Origin of the sequence: Methylobacterium sp. E-016, from assembly GCF_022829745.1 — a bacterium.
GTDB lineage: Bacteria > Pseudomonadota > Alphaproteobacteria > Rhizobiales > Beijerinckiaceae > Methylobacterium.
This window is the reverse complement of the sequence record NZ_JAKSYF010000054.1, coordinates 25,301-42,469: the sequence shown is the minus strand read 5'-3', so window position 1 is coordinate 42,469 and position 17,169 is coordinate 25,301. Positions and strand designations below refer to the sequence as shown.

At 71.9% G+C, this 17,169-nt stretch carries 13 protein-coding genes; 6 read left to right on the top strand and 7 right to left on the bottom strand.

The window, feature by feature from the left end:
- The first annotated feature begins 119 nt into the window (after positions 1–119).
- Positions 120–2,771: a DNA mismatch repair protein MutS gene (gene mutS / locus MKK68_RS04200; protein WP_409567162.1), complete on the top strand. Its 2,652-nt coding sequence runs from the start codon at positions 120–122 to the stop codon at positions 2,769–2,771.
- Positions 2,772–2,778: 7 nt separating this feature from the next.
- Here mutS and MKK68_RS04195 read toward each other — a convergent pair whose 3' ends face one another.
- The gene (locus MKK68_RS04195) at positions 2,779–3,201 is read right to left on the bottom strand and encodes a response regulator (protein ID WP_243946688.1); all 423 of its coding nucleotides are present in this window, start codon (positions 3,199–3,201) and stop codon (positions 2,779–2,781) included.
- Entirely contained in the window at positions 3,198–4,286 is a 1,089-nt protein-coding gene (locus tag MKK68_RS04190; protein WP_147842084.1) for a PAS domain-containing protein, read from the bottom strand. Before MKK68_RS04190 ends, MKK68_RS04195 begins: the two co-directional genes overlap by 4 nt.
- 299 nt (positions 4,287–4,585) lie before the next feature.
- Here MKK68_RS04190 and MKK68_RS04185 point away from each other — a divergent pair, with 299 nt between their 5' ends.
- From MKK68_RS04185 to MKK68_RS04175, 3 genes are all read left to right on the top strand, one after another.
- Positions 4,586–6,019: an AmpG family muropeptide MFS transporter gene (locus tag MKK68_RS04185; protein WP_187275448.1), complete on the top strand. Its 1,434-nt coding sequence runs from the start codon at positions 4,586–4,588 to the stop codon at positions 6,017–6,019.
- A gap of 10 nt (positions 6,020–6,029) precedes the next feature.
- Positions 6,030–6,983 carry an EcsC family protein gene (locus MKK68_RS04180; RefSeq protein ID WP_147842085.1) on the top strand — a complete coding sequence of 318 codons (954 nt, stop codon included), beginning with the start codon at positions 6,030–6,032 and terminating at the stop codon, positions 6,981–6,983.
- A 74-nt stretch (positions 6,984–7,057) separates the two neighbouring features.
- Positions 7,058–7,717 carry an MgtC/SapB family protein gene (locus tag MKK68_RS04175; RefSeq protein WP_243938015.1) on the top strand — a complete coding sequence of 220 codons (660 nt, stop codon included), beginning with the start codon at positions 7,058–7,060 and terminating at the stop codon, positions 7,715–7,717.
- A gap of 130 nt (positions 7,718–7,847) precedes the next feature.
- Here the strand turns inward: MKK68_RS04175 and ilvA are convergent, their stop codons facing one another.
- From ilvA to MKK68_RS04155, 4 genes are all read right to left on the bottom strand, one after another.
- Complete coding sequence (gene ilvA / locus MKK68_RS04170; RefSeq protein ID WP_244028925.1) at positions 7,848–9,455, bottom strand: threonine ammonia-lyase, biosynthetic; 1,608 nt, start codon at positions 9,453–9,455, stop codon at positions 7,848–7,850.
- 283 nt (positions 9,456–9,738) lie between these two features.
- Complete coding sequence (locus MKK68_RS04165) at positions 9,739–10,083, bottom strand: diacylglycerol kinase (RefSeq protein WP_147727848.1); 345 nt, start codon at positions 10,081–10,083, stop codon at positions 9,739–9,741.
- A gap of 18 nt (positions 10,084–10,101) precedes the next feature.
- Positions 10,102–11,160 (bottom strand): AbrB family transcriptional regulator, encoded by a 1,059-nt coding sequence (locus MKK68_RS04160; protein ID WP_147842089.1) that lies wholly within the window; start codon positions 11,158–11,160, stop codon positions 10,102–10,104.
- Positions 11,161–11,279: 119 nt separating this feature from the next.
- On the bottom strand, positions 11,280–12,218 hold the full coding sequence (locus tag MKK68_RS04155; RefSeq protein WP_147842090.1) for a LysR substrate-binding domain-containing protein: 939 nt from the start codon (positions 12,216–12,218) through the stop codon (positions 11,280–11,282).
- A gap of 160 nt (positions 12,219–12,378) precedes the next feature.
- On the opposite strand from MKK68_RS04155, the gene MKK68_RS04150 reads away from it, so the two are divergent.
- Both MKK68_RS04150 and thrS read left to right on the top strand, forming a co-directional pair.
- On the top strand, positions 12,379–13,968 hold the full coding sequence (locus MKK68_RS04150; RefSeq protein WP_244028923.1) for a catalase: 1,590 nt from the start codon (positions 12,379–12,381) through the stop codon (positions 13,966–13,968).
- A 218-nt stretch (positions 13,969–14,186) separates the two neighbouring features.
- Positions 14,187–16,214: a threonine--tRNA ligase gene (gene thrS, locus MKK68_RS04145; protein ID WP_243946677.1), complete on the top strand. Its 2,028-nt coding sequence runs from the start codon at positions 14,187–14,189 to the stop codon at positions 16,212–16,214.
- 15 nt (positions 16,215–16,229) lie between these two features.
- On the opposite strand, the gene MKK68_RS04140 is transcribed toward thrS, so the two are convergent.
- Positions 16,230–17,147, bottom strand: coding sequence for a hypothetical protein (locus MKK68_RS04140; RefSeq protein ID WP_243932170.1), 918 nt, complete (start codon positions 17,145–17,147; stop codon positions 16,230–16,232).
- Between the last annotated feature and the right edge of the window lie 22 nt (positions 17,148–17,169).

Genomic DNA, 17,169 nt, shown 5'->3' with positions numbered 1-17,169 from the left:
GCGGCCGCTGATCAAACCCGGACGCGTCTGCTAAGAGCCGTCTCATGGCCCGCAGCTCAGCCCGAAACCTCGCCGACGTCGCCGGATCAGGCACCGCGGAGGTCGCCGGCCCGACGCCGATGATGGCGCAGTACATCGAGATCAAGGCCGCCAACCCGGACTGCCTGCTGTTCTACCGGATGGGCGACTTCTACGAGCTGTTCTTCTCCGATGCCGAGACGGCCTCGCGGGCGCTCGGCATCGTCCTGACCAAGCGCGGCAAGCACGGCGGCGCCGACATCCCGATGTGCGGCGTGCCGGTGGAGCGCGCCGACGACTATCTGAGCCGGCTGATCGGGCTCGGGCACCGGGTCGCGGTCTGCGAGCAGACCGAGGATCCGGCCGAGGCCAAGCGCCGGGGCCCGAAATCGGTGGTCCGCCGCGAGGTCGTGCGCCTCGTCACCCCCGGCACCATCACCGAGGACCGTCTGCTCGATCCGGGCAGCGCCAACCTGCTTCTGGCGGTCGGCCGTCGCAAGGTCTCGGACACGGCCTTCGCCTACGGGCTCGCGGCGATCGACATCTCCACCGGGCGCTTCGCCCTGAGCGAGGTTGCGGGCGCCGACCTTGCCGGCGCGATCGCCCGCCACGATCCGCGCGAGATCGTCCTGTCAGAGGCCATCCACACCGATCCGGCGCTCGCCCGGCTCTGGGCCGAGACGCGGGCGGCGGTGGTGCCCCTGGCCCAGGCGGAGCTGGAGCCGGCCTCGGCCGAGCGCCGCATCCGCGAGCAGTACGGCGTCGCGACGCTCGACGGCTTCGGCGCCTTCACCCGGGCCGAGATCGCCGCCGCCGGAGCGGCGCTGCTCTACGTCGCGCGCACCCAGCTCGCCGCCCGCGCGCCCCTGAGCGTGCCGACCCGCGAGGAGGCCGGGACGACGCTGGCGATCGACGCGGCGACGCGCGCGAACCTCGAGCTCACGCGCACGCTCTCGGGCGAGCGGGCAGGCAGCCTCCTCGACGCGATCGACCGGACCGTCTCGGCCAACGGCGCGCGGCTCCTGGCCGAGCATCTGGCCGGGCCGCTCACCGACCTCGCCGCCATCGCGCGGCGACACGAGGCGGTGGCGCGGCTGGTGGAGGATCGCGCCCTGCGCGCGACGCTGCGCGACGCGCTCGCCCGCGCGCCCGACCTCGCCCGCGCGCTGGCCCGCACCGGCCTCGGCCGCGCCGGCCCGCGCGACCTCGCCGCGATCCGCGACGGGCTCGACGTGGCGCTGGCGCTCGGCGCGCGCCTGTCGGACGGACGCGACCTGCCGGAGGATCTGGCGCGGCTCTCCGGCATCCTCGCCCACGCCGACCGCGACCTGGTCGAGACGCTGCGCGCGAGCCTCGCCGACGAGCTGCCGCTCAACCGCCGCGACGGCGGATACGTCCGCGCCGGCTACCATCCCGACATCGACGAGGCCCGCCTGCTCGGGAGCGACTCGCGCAAGGTCGTGGCGGCCCTGCAGGCGCGCTACGCCGAGGAGACCGGGTGCCGCACGCTGCGGATCAAGCACAACGGCCTGCTCGGCTACTTCATCGAGGTGCCGCAATCGGTCGGCGAAGCCTGCCTGAAGGGCCTGATGCGCGACTTCGTGCATCGCCAGACCATGGTCGACGCCATGCGCTTCACCAGCGTCGAGCTCGGCGCGCTGGAGCAGAAGATCTCCGGGGCCGCCGAGCGGGCGCTCGCCCTGGAAGGTGCCGTGTTCGACGACCTCGCCGCCCGCATCGTCGCGCAGGCCGAGGCGATCGGCGGCATCGCCGAGGCCCTGGCCGCCCTCGACGTGGCCGCGAGCCACGCCGAGCTTGCGGTGGAGCTCGACTGGCGCCGGCCGCAGGTCGACGCGTCGCTGAGCTTCGTCATCGCGGGCGGCCGCCATCCGGTGGTCGAAGCGGCCCTGCGCAAATCCGGCGCGGCCTTCATCGCCAACGATTGCGACCTCTCGGGCGAGGGGCGCGGCCGCATCCGGCTGATCACCGGCCCGAACATGGGCGGCAAGTCGACCTACCTGCGCCAGAACGCCCTGATCGCCGTGCTCGCGCAGATCGGCGCCTTCGTGCCGGCGCTCCAGGCCCGGATCGGCCGCGTCGACCGCCTGTTCTCCCGGGTCGGCGCCGCCGACGACCTCGCGCGAGGGCAATCGACCTTCATGGTCGAGATGGTCGAGACGGCCGCGATCCTGAACCAGGCGACCCGGCACTCGCTGGTGATCCTGGACGAGATCGGGCGCGGAACCGCGACCTATGACGGGCTCTCGATCGCCTGGGCCTGCCTCGAGCACCTGCACGAGACGAACGCCTGCCGCGCGCTGTTCGCCACCCATTTCCACGAGCTGACCGCCCTGGGCCAGCGGCTGGCGCGGCTCGACAACGCCACCCTGAAGGTCGCCGAGCACCGGGACGGCGTGGTCTTCCTGCACGAGGTGGTGCCGGGGGTGGCGGAGCGCAGCTACGGGCTCCAGGTGGCGCGGATCGCGGGCCTTCCGGGCAGCGTCGTCGCGCGGGCCGGCGCGATCCTGAAGGGGCTGGAGAAGGCCGAGCGCGAGCGCCCCAGCCGTCCGCGCATCGACGACCTGCCGTTGTTCGCGAGCCTTGCCCCGCCCCCTCTGCCGGAACCGGCGGTCGAGGCGGACGACGCGCTCGGCCTGCTGCTGGACGCGATCGACCCGGACGCGCTGACGCCGCGCGAGGCGATGGAGGCGCTCTACCGGCTCAAGCGCGAGCGCGAGGCGGCCGCCGGCTGAGCCCGGCTCAACCGGGCGCGCGGAAGAACCCGTCCGGGCAGGGCGGGGCCGGGACGCGCCCGGCGCGGCAGCCGGCCACGTAGTCGAGGGTGCTTGCCACGACCCGCTCGGAATAGGGCTTGGAGATCACGCCGAAGGCGCCCGCGAAGTCGTCGGGGATGCGCTTGGCGTTGGCGGTCATGAACACCACCGTCGTGCGCGGGTCGGCGCTGAGCGCGCGGGCGACGTCGACGCCGGTCGGCCCGTCGACGAGGTGGATGTCGACGAGCGCGATGTCGGGTGCGGTGGACTGCCCGAGCGCGATCGCCTCGGTCGAGCTGGCGGCGATGCCGACCGTGACGTAGCCGAGGTCGTCGAGCAGGAACTCGAGCTCGAGGGCGATCAGCGCCTCGTCCTCGACCACGAGGATGCGCAGGGCCGGGGCGCTCACGCGTCCTCCGCCAGGGGAATGTCGATCTCGACGACGGTGCCCGGCGCCCGATCGCGCCACGTGATCGTGCCGCGCAGCTGCCGCACCACCATCTCGACGAGGTTCCGGCCGAAGCCCGCCGGGTTCACCGGCCCCGCATCGAGGCCGACGCCGTCGTCCTCGATCGTGAGGTGCATGCCGGCGTCGGTGCGCTGCGCGGTGATGCCGATGCGGCCGCTCCGGTTCTCGGGAAAGGCGTGGCGGACGGCGTTGGTCGCCAGCTCGTGGATCATAAGGGCGAGCGGCGCGGCCATCGCGGCGGAGACGGCGATCGAATCGATCCGCGCCTCGACCCGGGTCCGCTCCGCATCGAGCCCGGCGTTGAGATCGGACAGGAAGTCGTCGGTGAAGTCCGACAGGTTGAACTTGGTGACGTCGCCGGCCGAGTAGAGCATGCGGTGGGCGGTCGAGAGCGCGCCGATGCGCTCGGCCATGCTCGAGAGCGCATCGCGCGCCTCGCCCTCGGGCGTGCGCCGGGCCTTCAGCAGCATCAGCGACGAGATCACCTGGAGGTTGTTCTTGACCCGGTGATCGACCTCGTGGAGCAGGGCGGTCTTCTGCTCGAGGGCCGCCTGCAGGTCGGCGGTGCGCTGCCCGACCTGGCGCTCCAGCTCGTCGTTGGTGCCGCGCATCGCCTGCTCGACGGTGCGCTTGTCGGTCATGTCGGCCTGCGCGGCGAAGAAGAACGTCACCCGTCCGTCGGCGTTTCGCACCGGGTTGACGGTCATGCTGTTCCAGAAGGCGGTACCGTCCTTGCGGTAGTTCAGGAGCTCGCACTCGATCGGCTCGGCCGCCTCGAGCGCGGCGCGCAGGCGCGCGACCTCCGACGCGTCCGTGCCGGCGCCCTGCAGCATCCGGCAATTGCGCCCGAGAAGCTCGTCGCGGTCGTAGCCGGTCAACTTCAGGAAGGCCTCGTTCACCCAGACGATCGGGTTGTTGTCGTGCGTCGCCCCCGTGAGCAGCATCGGCGTCGGGCTCGAATCGAACGCCCGCGCGAATGTCGCCGGAGCGAGCGGATAATCCGCCTGATCGCTGGTCTCCATCATCCTGTAACCGATCGGTACGCGAGGAGCCTCGAGGCAGGGATGGCCGCCGCGCCGGGCCAGCGCGGCAGACCGTTGCGAGCGGAACGGCTACGCTCGCATCATCCGAACAGGTACGCAGGGGCAAGGTTCCCGCCCCGCCCCGCTTGTACCCAGGCAAATGTGCGATGTCGCGTTAAGCAGACATCGACCATGATCCGGCCGCCGCACCCCGCACGGATCGCCCCCGACGCGGGGGGGCGGCGCAAGGCTGCCACGATTCTCACGGATCAAGGCGGAAGGGCGTCAAGGAGTTCCACCGCATGGCCATGGACACCGCACCCGACAAGCCCGCACGACGGCTGCGGGCCCGCGACCTCGTCGAGGATCGGCGCATCGTCCTGATGCTGGCGCTCGGCTTCTCCTCGGGGCTGCCGCTGCTCCTGGTGCTCGGGACGTTCACCCTGCGGCTCGCCTTCTCGGACATCAACGTCAAGGCGATCGGCCTGTTCAGCTACGTGGCGCTACCGTACTCGCTGAAGTTCCTGTGGGCGCCGATGATCGACCGGATCGACGTTCCGGTGCTGAGCGCTCGTCTTGGGCGCCGCCGCGCCTGGATGGTGACGACGCAGGTCGCGGTGGCGCTCTGCCTGGTGCTGATGGCCTTCGCCGATCCGCAGACGAGCCTCGCGCTGCTCGGCCTCGGCGCCTTCCTCGTCGCCTTCTGCGCCGCGACCCAGGACGTGGTCGTCGACGGCTGGCGCATCGACGCCGCCGGCACCGACTTCCAGGGCATCCTCGCGGCGACTTCGAACCTCGGCTACCGCCTCGGCCTGATCACGGCGGGCGCCGGCGCGCTGTTCATCGCCTCCGACAAGGGCTGGACCTTCGCCTACCTGACGATGGCGGCCCTGATGCTCGTCGGCCTGATCGCGGCCCTGCTCGCGCCTGCCTTCGACACCCGGCGCCCCGAGCCGGCGGCCGCAGCCGCGCAGACGCCGAAGGCGGCCGGGACGCGGCTGTTGTCGATCCGCCAGGCCGTGCTGGAGCCCCTAGTCGAGTTGCACGGCCGGATGGGGCCGGCCCTGTGGGGCGTGCTGGTGCTGGTCGCGCTCTACCGCATGCCGGATTTCGTCTCCGGCGTGATGGCGAGCCCGCTGTACCGGACGCTGGGCTTCGACCTGAAGGAGATCGCCACCGTCACCAAGCTCTACGGCATCTGGGTCGGCATCGCGGGCGGGTTCGCGGGCGGCTGGGCGATGGCGCGATTCGGGATGTTCCCGACGCTGCTGGCCGGCGCCTTCCTCGCCGCCGCCTCGCACCTCTCCTTCGCCTGGCTGTCGACCGGCGGGCCGGAGGTCTGGCGGCTGACGGTGGCGATCTCGATCGAGAACTTCTGCGGCTCCTTCGCCGGCATCGCGCTGATCGCCTACATGTCGAGCCTGACCACCCCCGGCTACGCGGCGACGCAGTACGCCCTGTTCTCCTCGCTCTACGCGCTGCCGGGCAAGCTCGTCGCGGGCACCGCCGGCTACATCGTCGCCGCCTTCGGCTACCCGACCTTCTTCGTCCTGACCTCTGCGGTCGGCATCCCGGTGGTGCTGCTCTGCCTCGCCGTCGGCAGAACGCCGAGCCGCAGGCCCGTGCCGGCCTCGGGCGACGCGGGGATGGCCGCCGCGGGCGGGCACGGGAACCCTCCCGGGCCCGTCCCGCTTCCTACCGGTTCGCCGGGCGTGCCCCTGAGAACCCAGGCTTGAGGAGGAATGCATGAGCGATATCGCGCTGACCGGTGAGGTCCTTCCGGCCGCTACCGAGTCCATCGAGCGTCCCTTGAGCGAGGCGGACCTCGCGGCATTGCGCCGGTCCGTCCGCGCCCTGGAGCAGCCGGGCCTCGCCGCCCGGCTCTCGGCCGCCGCCGGCGCTCCCCTCGACATGATCGGCCGGTCCCTGCCGGCCCCGGTGACCGAGGTCGTCGGGCGCTCGACCGAGGCGGCGATGCGCGGGGCGCTGCGCGTCGCGCTCAAGACCCTGCCGAAGGTCGCGGTCGCGCCGGCCGCCGGCACCGAGATCGAGAGCGTCGCCGTCAAGCCGGAGGGACGCCTCGGCGCGCTGCTCGGCAGCCTGACCGGATCGAGCACCTTCAACCACAAGGCCATGGCCGCGCTGTCGGGGGCGTTCGGAGGCGCCTTCGGCCTCGCGACGCTGGCCGTCGAGCTGCCGGTCTCGACCACCCTGATGCTGCGCTCGATCGCCGAGATCGCGCGGGAGGAGGGCGAGGACCTCGACGACCCGGAGGGTGCGCTCGCCTGCGTCCAGGTCTTCGCGCTGGGCGGAAAGGGCGATGCGGCGGGCGCGGCCGAGGGCACCGGCCTGACCGAGAGCGGCTACTTCGCGGTGCGCGCAGCCCTCGCCAAGACGATGGCGGAGGCCGCCCGCTACGCCGGGAGCAAGACGCTGCTCGACCAGTCGGCGCCGGCGCTGATCCGCTTCACCGCGCAGATCGCGGCGCGCTTCGGCATCGTGGTCTCGCAGAAGGTCGCCGCGCAGGCGGTGCCGGTGCTGGGCGCGTTCGGCGGCGCGGCGGTCAACACCGCCTTCATGAGCCACTTCCAGTCGATGGCCCGCGCCCACTTCACCGTCCGGCGCCTGGAGCGCACCTACGGGCAGGCGACCGTGCGTGCGGCCTACGAGGTGGAGAAGGCCGCGCTCGGCGTCGCATGACGGGCTGAACCGGCCTATCGTCCCCAGAGGATCGCGGGACAGAACGGAGACCGGCCCTGCTCGGCAACGGAGAGATGATCGGCCGGCTCGCGCTGGCGGCCCTGCTCGGCAGCGTGATCGGGCTCGAGCGCGAGCGCCTGCTCTGGGCGGCCGGCCTGCGCACGCACATGCTGGTCTGCGTCGGCTCGTGCCTGATCATGCTGGTCTCGACCTACGGCTTCGCCGACGCGCTGGGCGCCCGGAACGTCGTCCTCGACCCGTCGCGCGTCGCGGCGCAGGTGGTCTCCGGGATCGGCTTCCTCGGCGCGGGCACGATCCTGCTGCGCGGCGAGGTCGTGAAGGGGCTGACCACCGCCGCGAGCCTGTGGGCGGTGGCGGCGATCGGGCTCGCCATCGGCGGCGGGCTCTACGTCCCGGCGGTGGCGACCACGACCTTCGTCGTCGCGATCCTCGCGGGCGTGAAGCCGCTGGAGGAGCGCTGGCGCGACCGGATGCAGACGCGGACCCTCCGCCTCGTCGCCAAGCGCGGGACACTGTCGATCGACACCCTGCACGCGGCGACCGGCGAACGGGCCTCGCGGGTGCGCCAGTTCGTGGCGCGCACCGCCGAGGACCCCGCCCTCGACGAGATCGAGGTAGCGTTCGTGCGCCTGTCGGCGACCAGCGTCGAGGCGATCGCCGAGACCCTGCGGGCGAACCCCGACGTCGTCAGCGTCGAGACGGCGCAGCGCTAGAGCACCCTCTTCACGCGAGCCGGGAGCCACCTCGCTCGAAAATGCTCATCTTGCGAAGTCGCATTTTCTTCACGCGAGCTGGGAGCCACCTCGCTCGAAAATGCTCGGGGCGCGCCGGACCCGAGGTCGCTCAGGCCTTCCTGAGCCCGAACCAGCTGGCGATGCCGGTCTTGGCCGCCGCGGGCTCGCCGTCCAGGAACATCCGGTAGGCCGGGTTCTCGGTCTCGTCGAAGCACGGGAAGCCGAGAGCTTCGACAGCCCGGTCGAAACGGCCTTTGGCGTCGGGGGGCACGGCGATGCCGGCGAGCACCCGGCCGTAATCGGCACCGTGGTTGCGGTAGTGGAACAGGGTGATGTTGAAGTCCTCGCCGAGCGCGTCGAGGAACTTCAGCAGCGCGCCCGGCCGCTCCGGGAACTGGAAGCGGTAGAGCCGCTCGTGGGCCAGGCCCGAGACGCGGCCGCCGACCATGTAGCGGACATGGACCTTGGCCATCTCGTTGTCGCTCATGTCGTGGACGTCGTAGCCCCCGGCGACGAGGCCCGCGACGAGGTCGCGCTTCTCGGGCCGGCCGCCGGGCAGGTTGATGCCGACGAAGATCCTGGCCTGCGCGCCCGGCGCGTAGCGGTAGTTGAACTCGGTGATCGCGCGCGGGCCCAGGGCCCTTATGAAGGCCCGGTAGGCGCCGGGCTTCTCCGGGATGGTGACGCCGAGCAGGACCTCCCGCTCCTCGCCGAGCTCGGCCCGCTCGGCGATGTGGCGCAGGCGGTCGAAGTTGAGGTTCGCCCCGGAGGAGATCGCGACGAGCGTGCCGGCGCCGCCCTCGCGCTCGGCGTAGAGCTTAGCGCCGGCGAGCGCGAGCGCGCCGGACGGCTCGGACACCGCGCGGGTGTCGTCGAAGATGTCCTTCACCGCCGCGCACATCGCGTCGGTGTCGACGGTGATGACCTCGTCGAGGTGCTGGCGGCACAGCCGGAACGTCTCGGCCCCGGCCTGGCGGACGGCGACGCCGTCGGCGAACAGCCCGACGCTCGGCAGCAGCACGAGCTCGCCGGCCTTCAGGGCCTCGGCCATGCAGGCGGCGTCGTCCGGCTCCACGCCGATCACCTTGGTCTCCGGCCGCAGGTACTTGACGTAGGTCGCGATTCCCGCCGCGAGCCCGCCGCCGCCGACGGGCACGAAGATCGCCTCGATCGGGCCGGTATGCTGCTGCAGGATCTCCATGCCGATCGTGCCCTGGCCGGCGATCACGTCGGGATCGTCGAAGGGGTGGAGGAAGGTGAGGTCCTGCTCGGCCTCCAGGCGCCGCGCCTCGCTCAGCGCCTCGTCGAAGGCGTCGCCGTGCAGGATCACCTCTGCGCCTCGGGCGCGACAGGCGTCGACCTTGATCGCGGGCGTCGTGCGCGGCATCACGATGACCGCCCGCACCTGCAGGCGCGCGGCCGCCAAGGCCACGCCCTGCGCGTGGTTGCCGGCCGAGGCGCAGATCACGCCGCGGGCGAGCTGCTCGGGCGAGAGCCCCGACATCTTGTTGTAGGCGCCGCGCAGCTTGAACGAGAAGACCGGTTGCAGGTCCTCGCGCTTCAGAAGCACCGGCCGCCCGAGCCGGACGGTCAGGCGCGGCATCGGATCGAGCGGGCTCTCGATCGCCACGTCGTAGACCCGCGCGGTGAGGATCTTGCGGATGTAGTCGGGTGCCGGTTCGGCCGGAGGACTTGCGGGTTTCACGGTGTCGGACATGCGGCCGGCAATAGCCGCTTGCCGCGCAAGATGCGAGCGCGCGCCCCCGCTCGGCCCCGCATGCCTGCCCGGCCCCGGATGCCGGAGACCGCCGGACGTGCGGCAGGGACGATGGTCCGCACCGCCGCCCGGGCGGGACGTCGGAGCGCGAAGGGCGTCGTGACGATCCGGACGCCGGCACCGGCGTTCCGCGAGCGTCCGCTCGACGGCGTCACGGTGAAGGCCCGCTTGGAAGTCCGCACGGTCCCGGCTCCGGAGCGACGATGGCGCGAACGCCGCGGCGTCAGAGCCGGTCGATCAGCGCAGCGACCCAGACCAGGGCGGCGATCGCCTGCGCCGAGAACGTCCCGGCCGAGGCGAGGTCCTTCACCGTGCCGATCCGCGGGTGGCGGCCGGGATGGAGGTGATCGCACAGCTTCTCGATCGCGGTGTTGAGGAACTCCGCGGCGAGCATCAGCAGGAGCGTCGCCATCAGCGCGACGCGGACCCAGAGGCTCGCGCCGAGCACGAGGGCCGCCGGCACGCCGACGACGAGCAGCACCAGCTCGAGCCGCACGGCGCGCTCGGTGCGGGCGCCGTGGACGAGGCCGCGCCAGGAATTCAGGAAGGCGAGCCAGAGCGCGTGCATTCACGCCGCCTCGTCCATTCACGCCGACTCCTGCGGCACCGCGCGGGCGATCCACTTGGCCAGCACCGGGCCGGTGATCAGGACCACGAACAGCCGGAGCGTCTGCACCGCGAGCACGAACGACACGTCGACCTTCGAGCCGACCGCGATGATCGCCACCGAGTCGAGGCCGCCGGGGCTGGTCGCGAGGAAGGCGGTGAGGAAGTCGATCGCGAGCAGGTGCGTCAGCCCGAGCGCCCAGCCGGCGCAGAGCAGGATCACGGCGAGCGTCGCGACGAGGATGCCGGGCAGCGCGTGCAGCGTCGCGCGCAGGGTCTCGCGGGTGAAGCGCAGGCCGACGTACCAGCCGATCGTCGCGTAGGCGAGCTCGAGGATCGGCAGCGGCAGGGTGATGCTGGCGACGCCGGTCGCGTGAAGCGCCGCGCCGAGCAGCATCGGCCCGATCAGCGCGCCGGCGGGCAGGCGGAGCCACAGCGCGATGCCGGCGCCGGCGGCCGCGACCGCGAGCGTAACCAGCACCGGCAGCACGGTCGCCGCCTCGGCGACCGCCGGCGGCGGGCCGGCCGCCACGGAATCGGTCAGCAGCCGCGCCACCAGCGAGGCCGAGAGCACCACGGCGGCGACGCGCACGTATTGCATGAAGGCGACGAGGCGGGGATCGGAGCCGTATTCCTCGGCCATCGCCACCATCGCCGCCGCCCCGCCCGGCGAGGAGCCCCAGGCGGCGGTCGTGCCGGGCAGCACCCGCAGGCGCGTGAGCACCAGCCCGACGAGGGCGCCGGCGAGCACCGTGACGCCGACCACGAGCAGGATCAGCGGGCCGTCCGCGATCAGGGTCTTGGTGATCTCTGCGGTGATGGCGTGGGCCACCATGCAGCCGATCATCGCCTGCGAGGCCTGGAAGGCCGGCCGCGGCATCCGGAGCGGCGCCCCCCGCACCCCGAACGCGATCGCCGCGATCATCGGCCCGAGCAGGAACGCGGCCGGGAACTGCCCGAGCTTCAGGCCGAAGCCGAGCAGGCCCGAGGCGGCGATCAGCGCCGCCCAGAGGGCGATGGTCCGTGCGGGAAAAGGCAAGGCGACGCGCCAGGTTCGATCGATCGCATGGCGGTCCGCGATCCTGGCGCCGCGCTACACCCTGTCGCCCGGCCTGTCACGCGCACGGGCGCACAACCCAGCCCTGTGCGACCCGTTCGTCACCCGGCGGCGATCGTCGCCTCGCGGCAGGCGGCGGTGCCGGCCGGCGCCTGGGCGCGGAAGAAGGCGGCCAGCGCGGCGAGGCCCGGCGCCCGCGGGTCGCTCGCCCGCCAGGCCAGCGCGATGGTCCGGCCCGGCCCGTCGGTGTCGAAGCCGCGGATCACGGTGAGCCCGCTCGGATCGGGGCCGGACGGGACGGCGAGGGCGGGAAGCAGGGTGTAGCCGGCCCCGGCCGCCACCATCGAGCGCAGGGTCTCCAGGCTGGTGGCATGTCGCCCGGCGGCGCTGCCCGCCCCGCAGGCGGCGATCGCCTGGTCGCGCAGGCAGTTGCCCTCGTCGAGAAGCAGCAGGTCCGGCCCGGCGATGTCGGCGGCGCGCAGGGCCCCGCCCTGCGCGAGCGCATGGTCGGCCGGGCAGGCGAGGCGGAACGGCTCGACGAAGAGCGGCGAGACGGTGAGCCCCGAGGCGGGCAGGGGCAGCGACACCAGGGCGGCGTCGACCCGCCCGTCGCGCAGGGAGGCGAGGATGTCGGCGGTGCGGCCCTCGCTGAGGGCCAGCGCCAGCATCGGGAATTCCTGGCGCATCGTCCGCAGCACCAGGGGGAAGAAGTACGGCCCGAGCGTCTGGATCGCCGCGAGCACGAGCCTACCGGTGAGCGGCGCGCCGCGGCCCTCGCTGGCCAGCGCGAGCAGGCGCTGCGCCTCGGCCAGCACCGCGCGGGCCTGGCGCACGATGATCTGGCCCGGCGCCGTCATCAGCACGCGCCGGTTGGAGCGCTCGAACAGCACGAGCCCGAGCGCGCCCTCGAGCTTGCGCACCTGGACGCTGAGCGTCGGCTGGCTGACGTTGCAGCGTTCGGCCGCCCGGCCGAAATGCCCCTCGTCGGCGATGGCGACCACGTATTCGAGGTCGCGGAGCGACAGGCCGGCGAGGTTCATAGTTTTTGTCTATCATACCCTTTGCGACGATGCATTGGCCAATGGGTTCAGAGTGGCGCATAAGGGGAGCCCGGAACGATTCCAGGAAACGGCGTCCCCTCGTTCGCGGGCGCAGGCGCCGATCCTCGAGCCTCGTCACCACCACGGAGAGATTCTTCGCATGAGCGATCAACGCCCGATCCTGACGACCCGCCAGGGCCACCCGGTCCGCGACAACCAGAGCATGCGCACGGTGGGCGAGCGGGGTCCCGCGACGCTCGAGAACTACCAGTTCATCGAGAAGATCACGCATTTCGACCGCGAGCGCATCCCCGAGCGCGTCGTGCATGCCCGCGGCGCCGGCGCCCACGGCTACTTCGAGGCCTACGGCAAGATCGGCAACGAGCCGGCGTCCAAGTACACCCGCGCCCGCGTCCTCAACGAGACCGGCGTGAAGACGCCGATGTTCGTGCGCTTCTCCACCGTGGCCGGCGCCAAGGAGAGCCCGGAGACCGAGCGCGACCCCCGCGGCTTCGCGGTCAAGTTCAAGACCGTCGACGGCAACTGGGACCTGGTGGGCAACAACCTCAAGGTCTTCTTCATCCGCGACGCGATCAAGTTCCCCGACATGATCCACGCGTTCAAGCCGGACCCGGTGACGAACCGCCAGGAGGCGTGGCGCTTCTTCGACTTCGTGGCGCAGCACCCCGAAGCGATCCACATGGTGACGCACCTGAAGTCGCCGTGGGGCATCCCCGCCAACTATCGCGAGATGGAAGGCTCCGGCGTCAACACCTACAAGCTGGTCAACGACCAGGGCGAGGCGGTGCTCTGCAAGTTCCACTGGGAGCCCAAGCAGGGCATCCGCAACCTGACCTCGGCCCAGGCGGCCGAGATCCAGGGCAAGGATGTCGGCCACGCCACGCGTGACCTCTACGACAACATCAAGGCCGGCAACTTCCCCGAGTGGGAGTTCTGCGTGCAGATCATGCCGGACGGCCCGAACGACCACCTGTCGTTCGATCCCCTCGACGACACCAAGCTGTGGCCGGTCGAGGACTTCCCGCTGCTGCCCGTCGGCCGCATGGTGCTCGACCGCGTGCCGGACAACTTCTTCGCCGAGGTCGAGCAGTCGGCCTTCGGCACGGGCGTGCTCGTGGACGGCATCGACTTCTCGGACGACAAGATGCTCCAGGGCCGGACGCTGTCCTACTCGGACACGCAGCGCTACCGCGTCGGCGCCAACTACCTGCAGCTGCCGATCAACGCGCCGCAGCCGGGCGTGAAGGTCTACTCGAACCAGCGCGACGGGCAGATGACCTACGGCGTCGACGGGACCGGCCCGAACAAGCACATCAACTACGAGCCCTCGACGCTGGCCGAGGGCCTGCGCGAGGCGCCGAAGCCCGCGAAGGACTACCACCAGCCGGTGCAGGGCAACCTCGGCCGCTACCAGACCTCCCGCACCGAGGACGACTACACCCAGGCCGGCGTGCGCTACCGCTCGTTCCAGGATTGGGAGCGCGACGACCTGATCGCCAACCTCGTCGGCGACATGAAGCAGTGCCCCGAGGCGATCCAGCTGCGGATGGTCTGGCACTTCTCGCATGCCGACGCCGATTACGGCCGCCGGGTCGCGGAAGGGGCCGGGATCGACCTCGCCAAGGCGCTGGCGCTGCCGCCGCTGCCGGGGCGCGCCGCGCCGGGCAAGCGCCTGACGCCCGAGACCTACACGGACGGCTCGCAGGCGCACCAGATCGCCGCCGAGTAGCCCGCTTCGCGCTACGCGCGGACGACGACATCAGCCCCGCGCGGTCGAAGGACCGCGCGGGGTTCTTTCTTTGGCGCCAGCCCCGCCGCCGCGCGGCGCGGCGTTTCCTCCCGCCCGGAAACGGTCTAAACGGCCGCTCCCGCGCCCCGCGCGGGGACCGACCCTCGTTTGCGCTTACCTGCCGCGTACGCAGGAGTGAGCCCGGAGACACCGCGACGATGCCCATCCTGACATTCCCCGACGGCAACACCCGCGCCTACGACGAGGCCGTGACCGGACGGAGCGTGGTCGAAGGCATCGCGAAATCGCTGGCCAAGCGCACCGTCGCGATGGCGCTCGACGGCGTCGTCGCCGACCTGTCCGACACGATCGAGCGCGACGCCCGCATCGAGTTCCTCGACCGCACCGACCCGCGGGCGCTGGAGCTGATCCGCCACGACTGCGCCCACGTGCTAGCGGAAGCCGTTCAGGCGCTGTGGCCGGGCACGCAGGTGACGATCGGCCCGGTGATCGAGAACGGCTTCTACTACGACTTCGCGCGCGACACCCCGTTCACGCCGGACGACTTCCCGGCGATCGAGGCGAAGATGCGCGAGATCATGGCCCGCGATGCGGCCTTCACCAAGGAGGTCTGGAAGCGCGACGACATCCGCAAGGTGTTCGCCGACCGGGGCGAGGCCTACAAGGTCGAGCTGGTCGACGCGATCCCGCCGGGCGAGGACCTGAAGGTCTACCGCCAGGGCGACTGGTTCGACCTGTGCCGCGGCCCGCACATGACCTCGACCGGCAAGGTCGGGCCGGCCTTCAAGCTGATGAAGGTCGCCGGCGCCTACTGGCGGGGCGATTCGAGCAACCCGATGCTGACCCGCATCTACGGCACCGCCTGGGCCACGAAGGAGGAGCTCGACGCCTATCTCCACCGCCTGGAGGAGGCCGAGCGCCGCGACCACCGCCGGCTCGGCCGGGAGATGGACCTGTTCCACTTCCAGGAGGAGGGGCCGGGCGTCGTGTTCTGGCACGCCAAGGGCTGGACGATCTTCCAGGAGCTGATCGCCTACATGCGCCGCCGCCTGAAGGGCGACTACGCCGAGGTCAACGCGCCGCAGATCCTCGACAAGGCCCTGTGGGAGACCTCCGGCCATTGGGGTTGGTACCGCGAGAACATGTTCGCGGCCCAAAGCGCCGGCGACGAGGCCGAGGACAAGCGCTGGTTCGCCTTGAAGCCGATGAACTGCCCGGGCCACGTTCAGATCTTCAAGCATGGTCTCAAGAGCTACCGCGACCTGCCTCTGCGCATGGCGGAATTCGGCGTCGTGCATCGCTACGAGCCGTCGGGCGCGATGCATGGGCTGATGCGCGTGCGCGGCTTCACGCAGGACGACGCGCACATCTTCTGCACCGAGGACCAGCTCGCCGACGAGTGCCTCACGATCAACGACCTGATCCTCTCGACCTACGCCGATTTCGGCTTCGACCAGATCGTGGTGAAGCTCTCGACCCGGCCCGAGAAGCGGGTCGGCTCGGACGCCCTGTGGGACCATGCCGAGGAGGTGATGACCCGCGTGCTGGCGCAGATCGAGGCGCAGTCGGGCGGCCGCATCCGCACCGAGGTGAACCCGGGCGAGGGCGCCTTCTACGGGCCGAAGTTCGAGTACGTGCTGCGCGACGCGATCGGGCGCGACTGGCAGTGCGGCACCACGCAGGTGGACTTCAACCTGCCGGAGCGGTTCGGCGCGTTCTACGTCGATGCCGAGAGCCAGAAGGTGCCGCCGGTGATGGTGCACCGGGCGATCTGCGGCTCGATGGAGCGGTTCACCGGCATCCTGATCGAGCACTTCGCCGGCCACTTCCCGCTCTGGCTCGCCCCCGTCCAGGTGGTGGTCGCGACCATCACCGGGGAGGCCGACGCCTATGCGGCGGAGGTCGTCCGGGCGCTGACGCGGGCCGGCCTGCGGGTCGAGGCGGACCTGCGCAACGAGAAGATCAACTACAAGGTCCGCGAGCACTCGCTGGCCAAGGTGCCGGTGATCCTGGCGCTCGGCCGGCGCGAGGCCGAGGAGCGCACGGTCTCGATCCGGCGGCTGGGCAGCCAGCAGACCCGGACGCTGCCGCTCGCGGAGGCGGTGGCGAGCTTCGTCGCCGAGGCGACCTCGCCCGACCTGCGCCGGGCCGAGGCCGTTGCCGAGAGCGTGCCGAGCACAGGCACGGTGCTCGACGGGCAGCATGGCGAGAGCCCGACGCCGTAAGGCGCCGGCGCCCGCTCACCCCGCCTTGGCCAGGACCTCGATGTCGCGGTCGAGCCCGCTCTCGACCTTGAACTCGCGGGTGTAGACCTGCCCGTCGTGGCGGGCGATCAGCACGTAGTCGCCCTCCGCCAGGGTGACCTGCGGGAACGCGCCGATCGCCTCGCGGATGGTGTCGCCGCCGGGCGTCAGCACCGAGAAGGCCGTGCCGGCGAAGGCCTCGGCGCCGGGGCTGGTGACGAGCTTCAGCGTCACCGTGGCGGCCCGGTGGTTGAGGGTGGCGTCGGTGACCTTGCCGTTCTCGACCTTCAGGTCGGCGCGCTGGATCGCGTTCGATTCCCCGTAGGTCGAGACCACGTGGTAGGTGCCCTCGGGCAGGCGCAGCAGCTCGCCGGCCTTGACGCCGCTGCGCACCAGCCGCCCCTCCGAGTTGGTGCCGATCGGCACGAAGACCGAGAAGGAGAGCTGCGCCGGCGCGATCCGCGTGTCGCCGATCGCGCCCGACAGCTTGAGCGCGCCGGCGGCCACCCGCAGGGTGTCGGTCGCCGGCTGGCCGGACATCGCGATCTTCTTCGTCGCGCTGGCGAAGCCGTAGGTCACGGAGGCGACGTAGGCGCCCGGCGCGAGCTTGAACGTCGGCGCCGGGTCGGTGGAGCGCGCGACGATCGCGGGCCGGACGCCGTCGGTGCGGTCCTCGTAGATCCGCCAGACCAGGCCGGACCGCAGCGGCTGGCCGATCCCCGACAGCAGCGCGGAGAGCGACAGGGTCGCCTCGCCCTCGGGCTGGCTCGGGGGCAGGTCCGGCGTCGTGATCGAGGGCGAGGGAAGGCCGCCGCCGAGGCGGTTGCCGAAGGGGTCCGGCGACTGCGCCGCGGCTGCGAGCGGCGCGACCGCAGCCAGCAGCGCCAATCCGGGCCCGAGCCTTCGTCCGCGCATGTCGCAAGCCTTCTCCCCAAAG

Excerpts from the sequence above, each read along its gene's own strand:
- mutS (WP_409567162.1), top strand. The coding sequence starts at position 120 with ATGATGGCGCAGTACATCGAGATCAAGGCCGCCAACCCGGACTGCCTG.
- MKK68_RS04190 (WP_147842084.1), bottom strand. The coding sequence starts at position 4,286 with ATGATGGAGACCAGCGATCAGGCGGATTATCCGCTCGCTCCGGCGACA.
- MKK68_RS04185 (WP_187275448.1), top strand. The coding sequence starts at position 4,586 with ATGGCCATGGACACCGCACCCGACAAGCCCGCACGACGGCTGCGGGCC.
- MKK68_RS04180 (WP_147842085.1), top strand. The coding sequence starts at position 6,030 with ATGAGCGATATCGCGCTGACCGGTGAGGTCCTTCCGGCCGCTACCGAG.
- MKK68_RS04175 (WP_243938015.1), top strand. The coding sequence starts at position 7,058 with ATGATCGGCCGGCTCGCGCTGGCGGCCCTGCTCGGCAGCGTGATCGGG.
- ilvA (WP_244028925.1), bottom strand. The coding sequence starts at position 9,455 with ATGTCCGACACCGTGAAACCCGCAAGTCCTCCGGCCGAACCGGCACCC.
- MKK68_RS04165 (WP_147727848.1), bottom strand. The coding sequence starts at position 10,083 with ATGCACGCGCTCTGGCTCGCCTTCCTGAATTCCTGGCGCGGCCTCGTC.
- MKK68_RS04155 (WP_147842090.1), bottom strand. The coding sequence starts at position 12,218 with ATGAACCTCGCCGGCCTGTCGCTCCGCGACCTCGAATACGTGGTCGCC.
- MKK68_RS04150 (WP_244028923.1), top strand. The coding sequence starts at position 12,379 with ATGAGCGATCAACGCCCGATCCTGACGACCCGCCAGGGCCACCCGGTC.
- thrS (WP_243946677.1), top strand. The coding sequence starts at position 14,187 with ATGCCCATCCTGACATTCCCCGACGGCAACACCCGCGCCTACGACGAG.
- MKK68_RS04140 (WP_243932170.1), bottom strand. The coding sequence starts at position 17,147 with ATGCGCGGACGAAGGCTCGGGCCCGGATTGGCGCTGCTGGCTGCGGTC.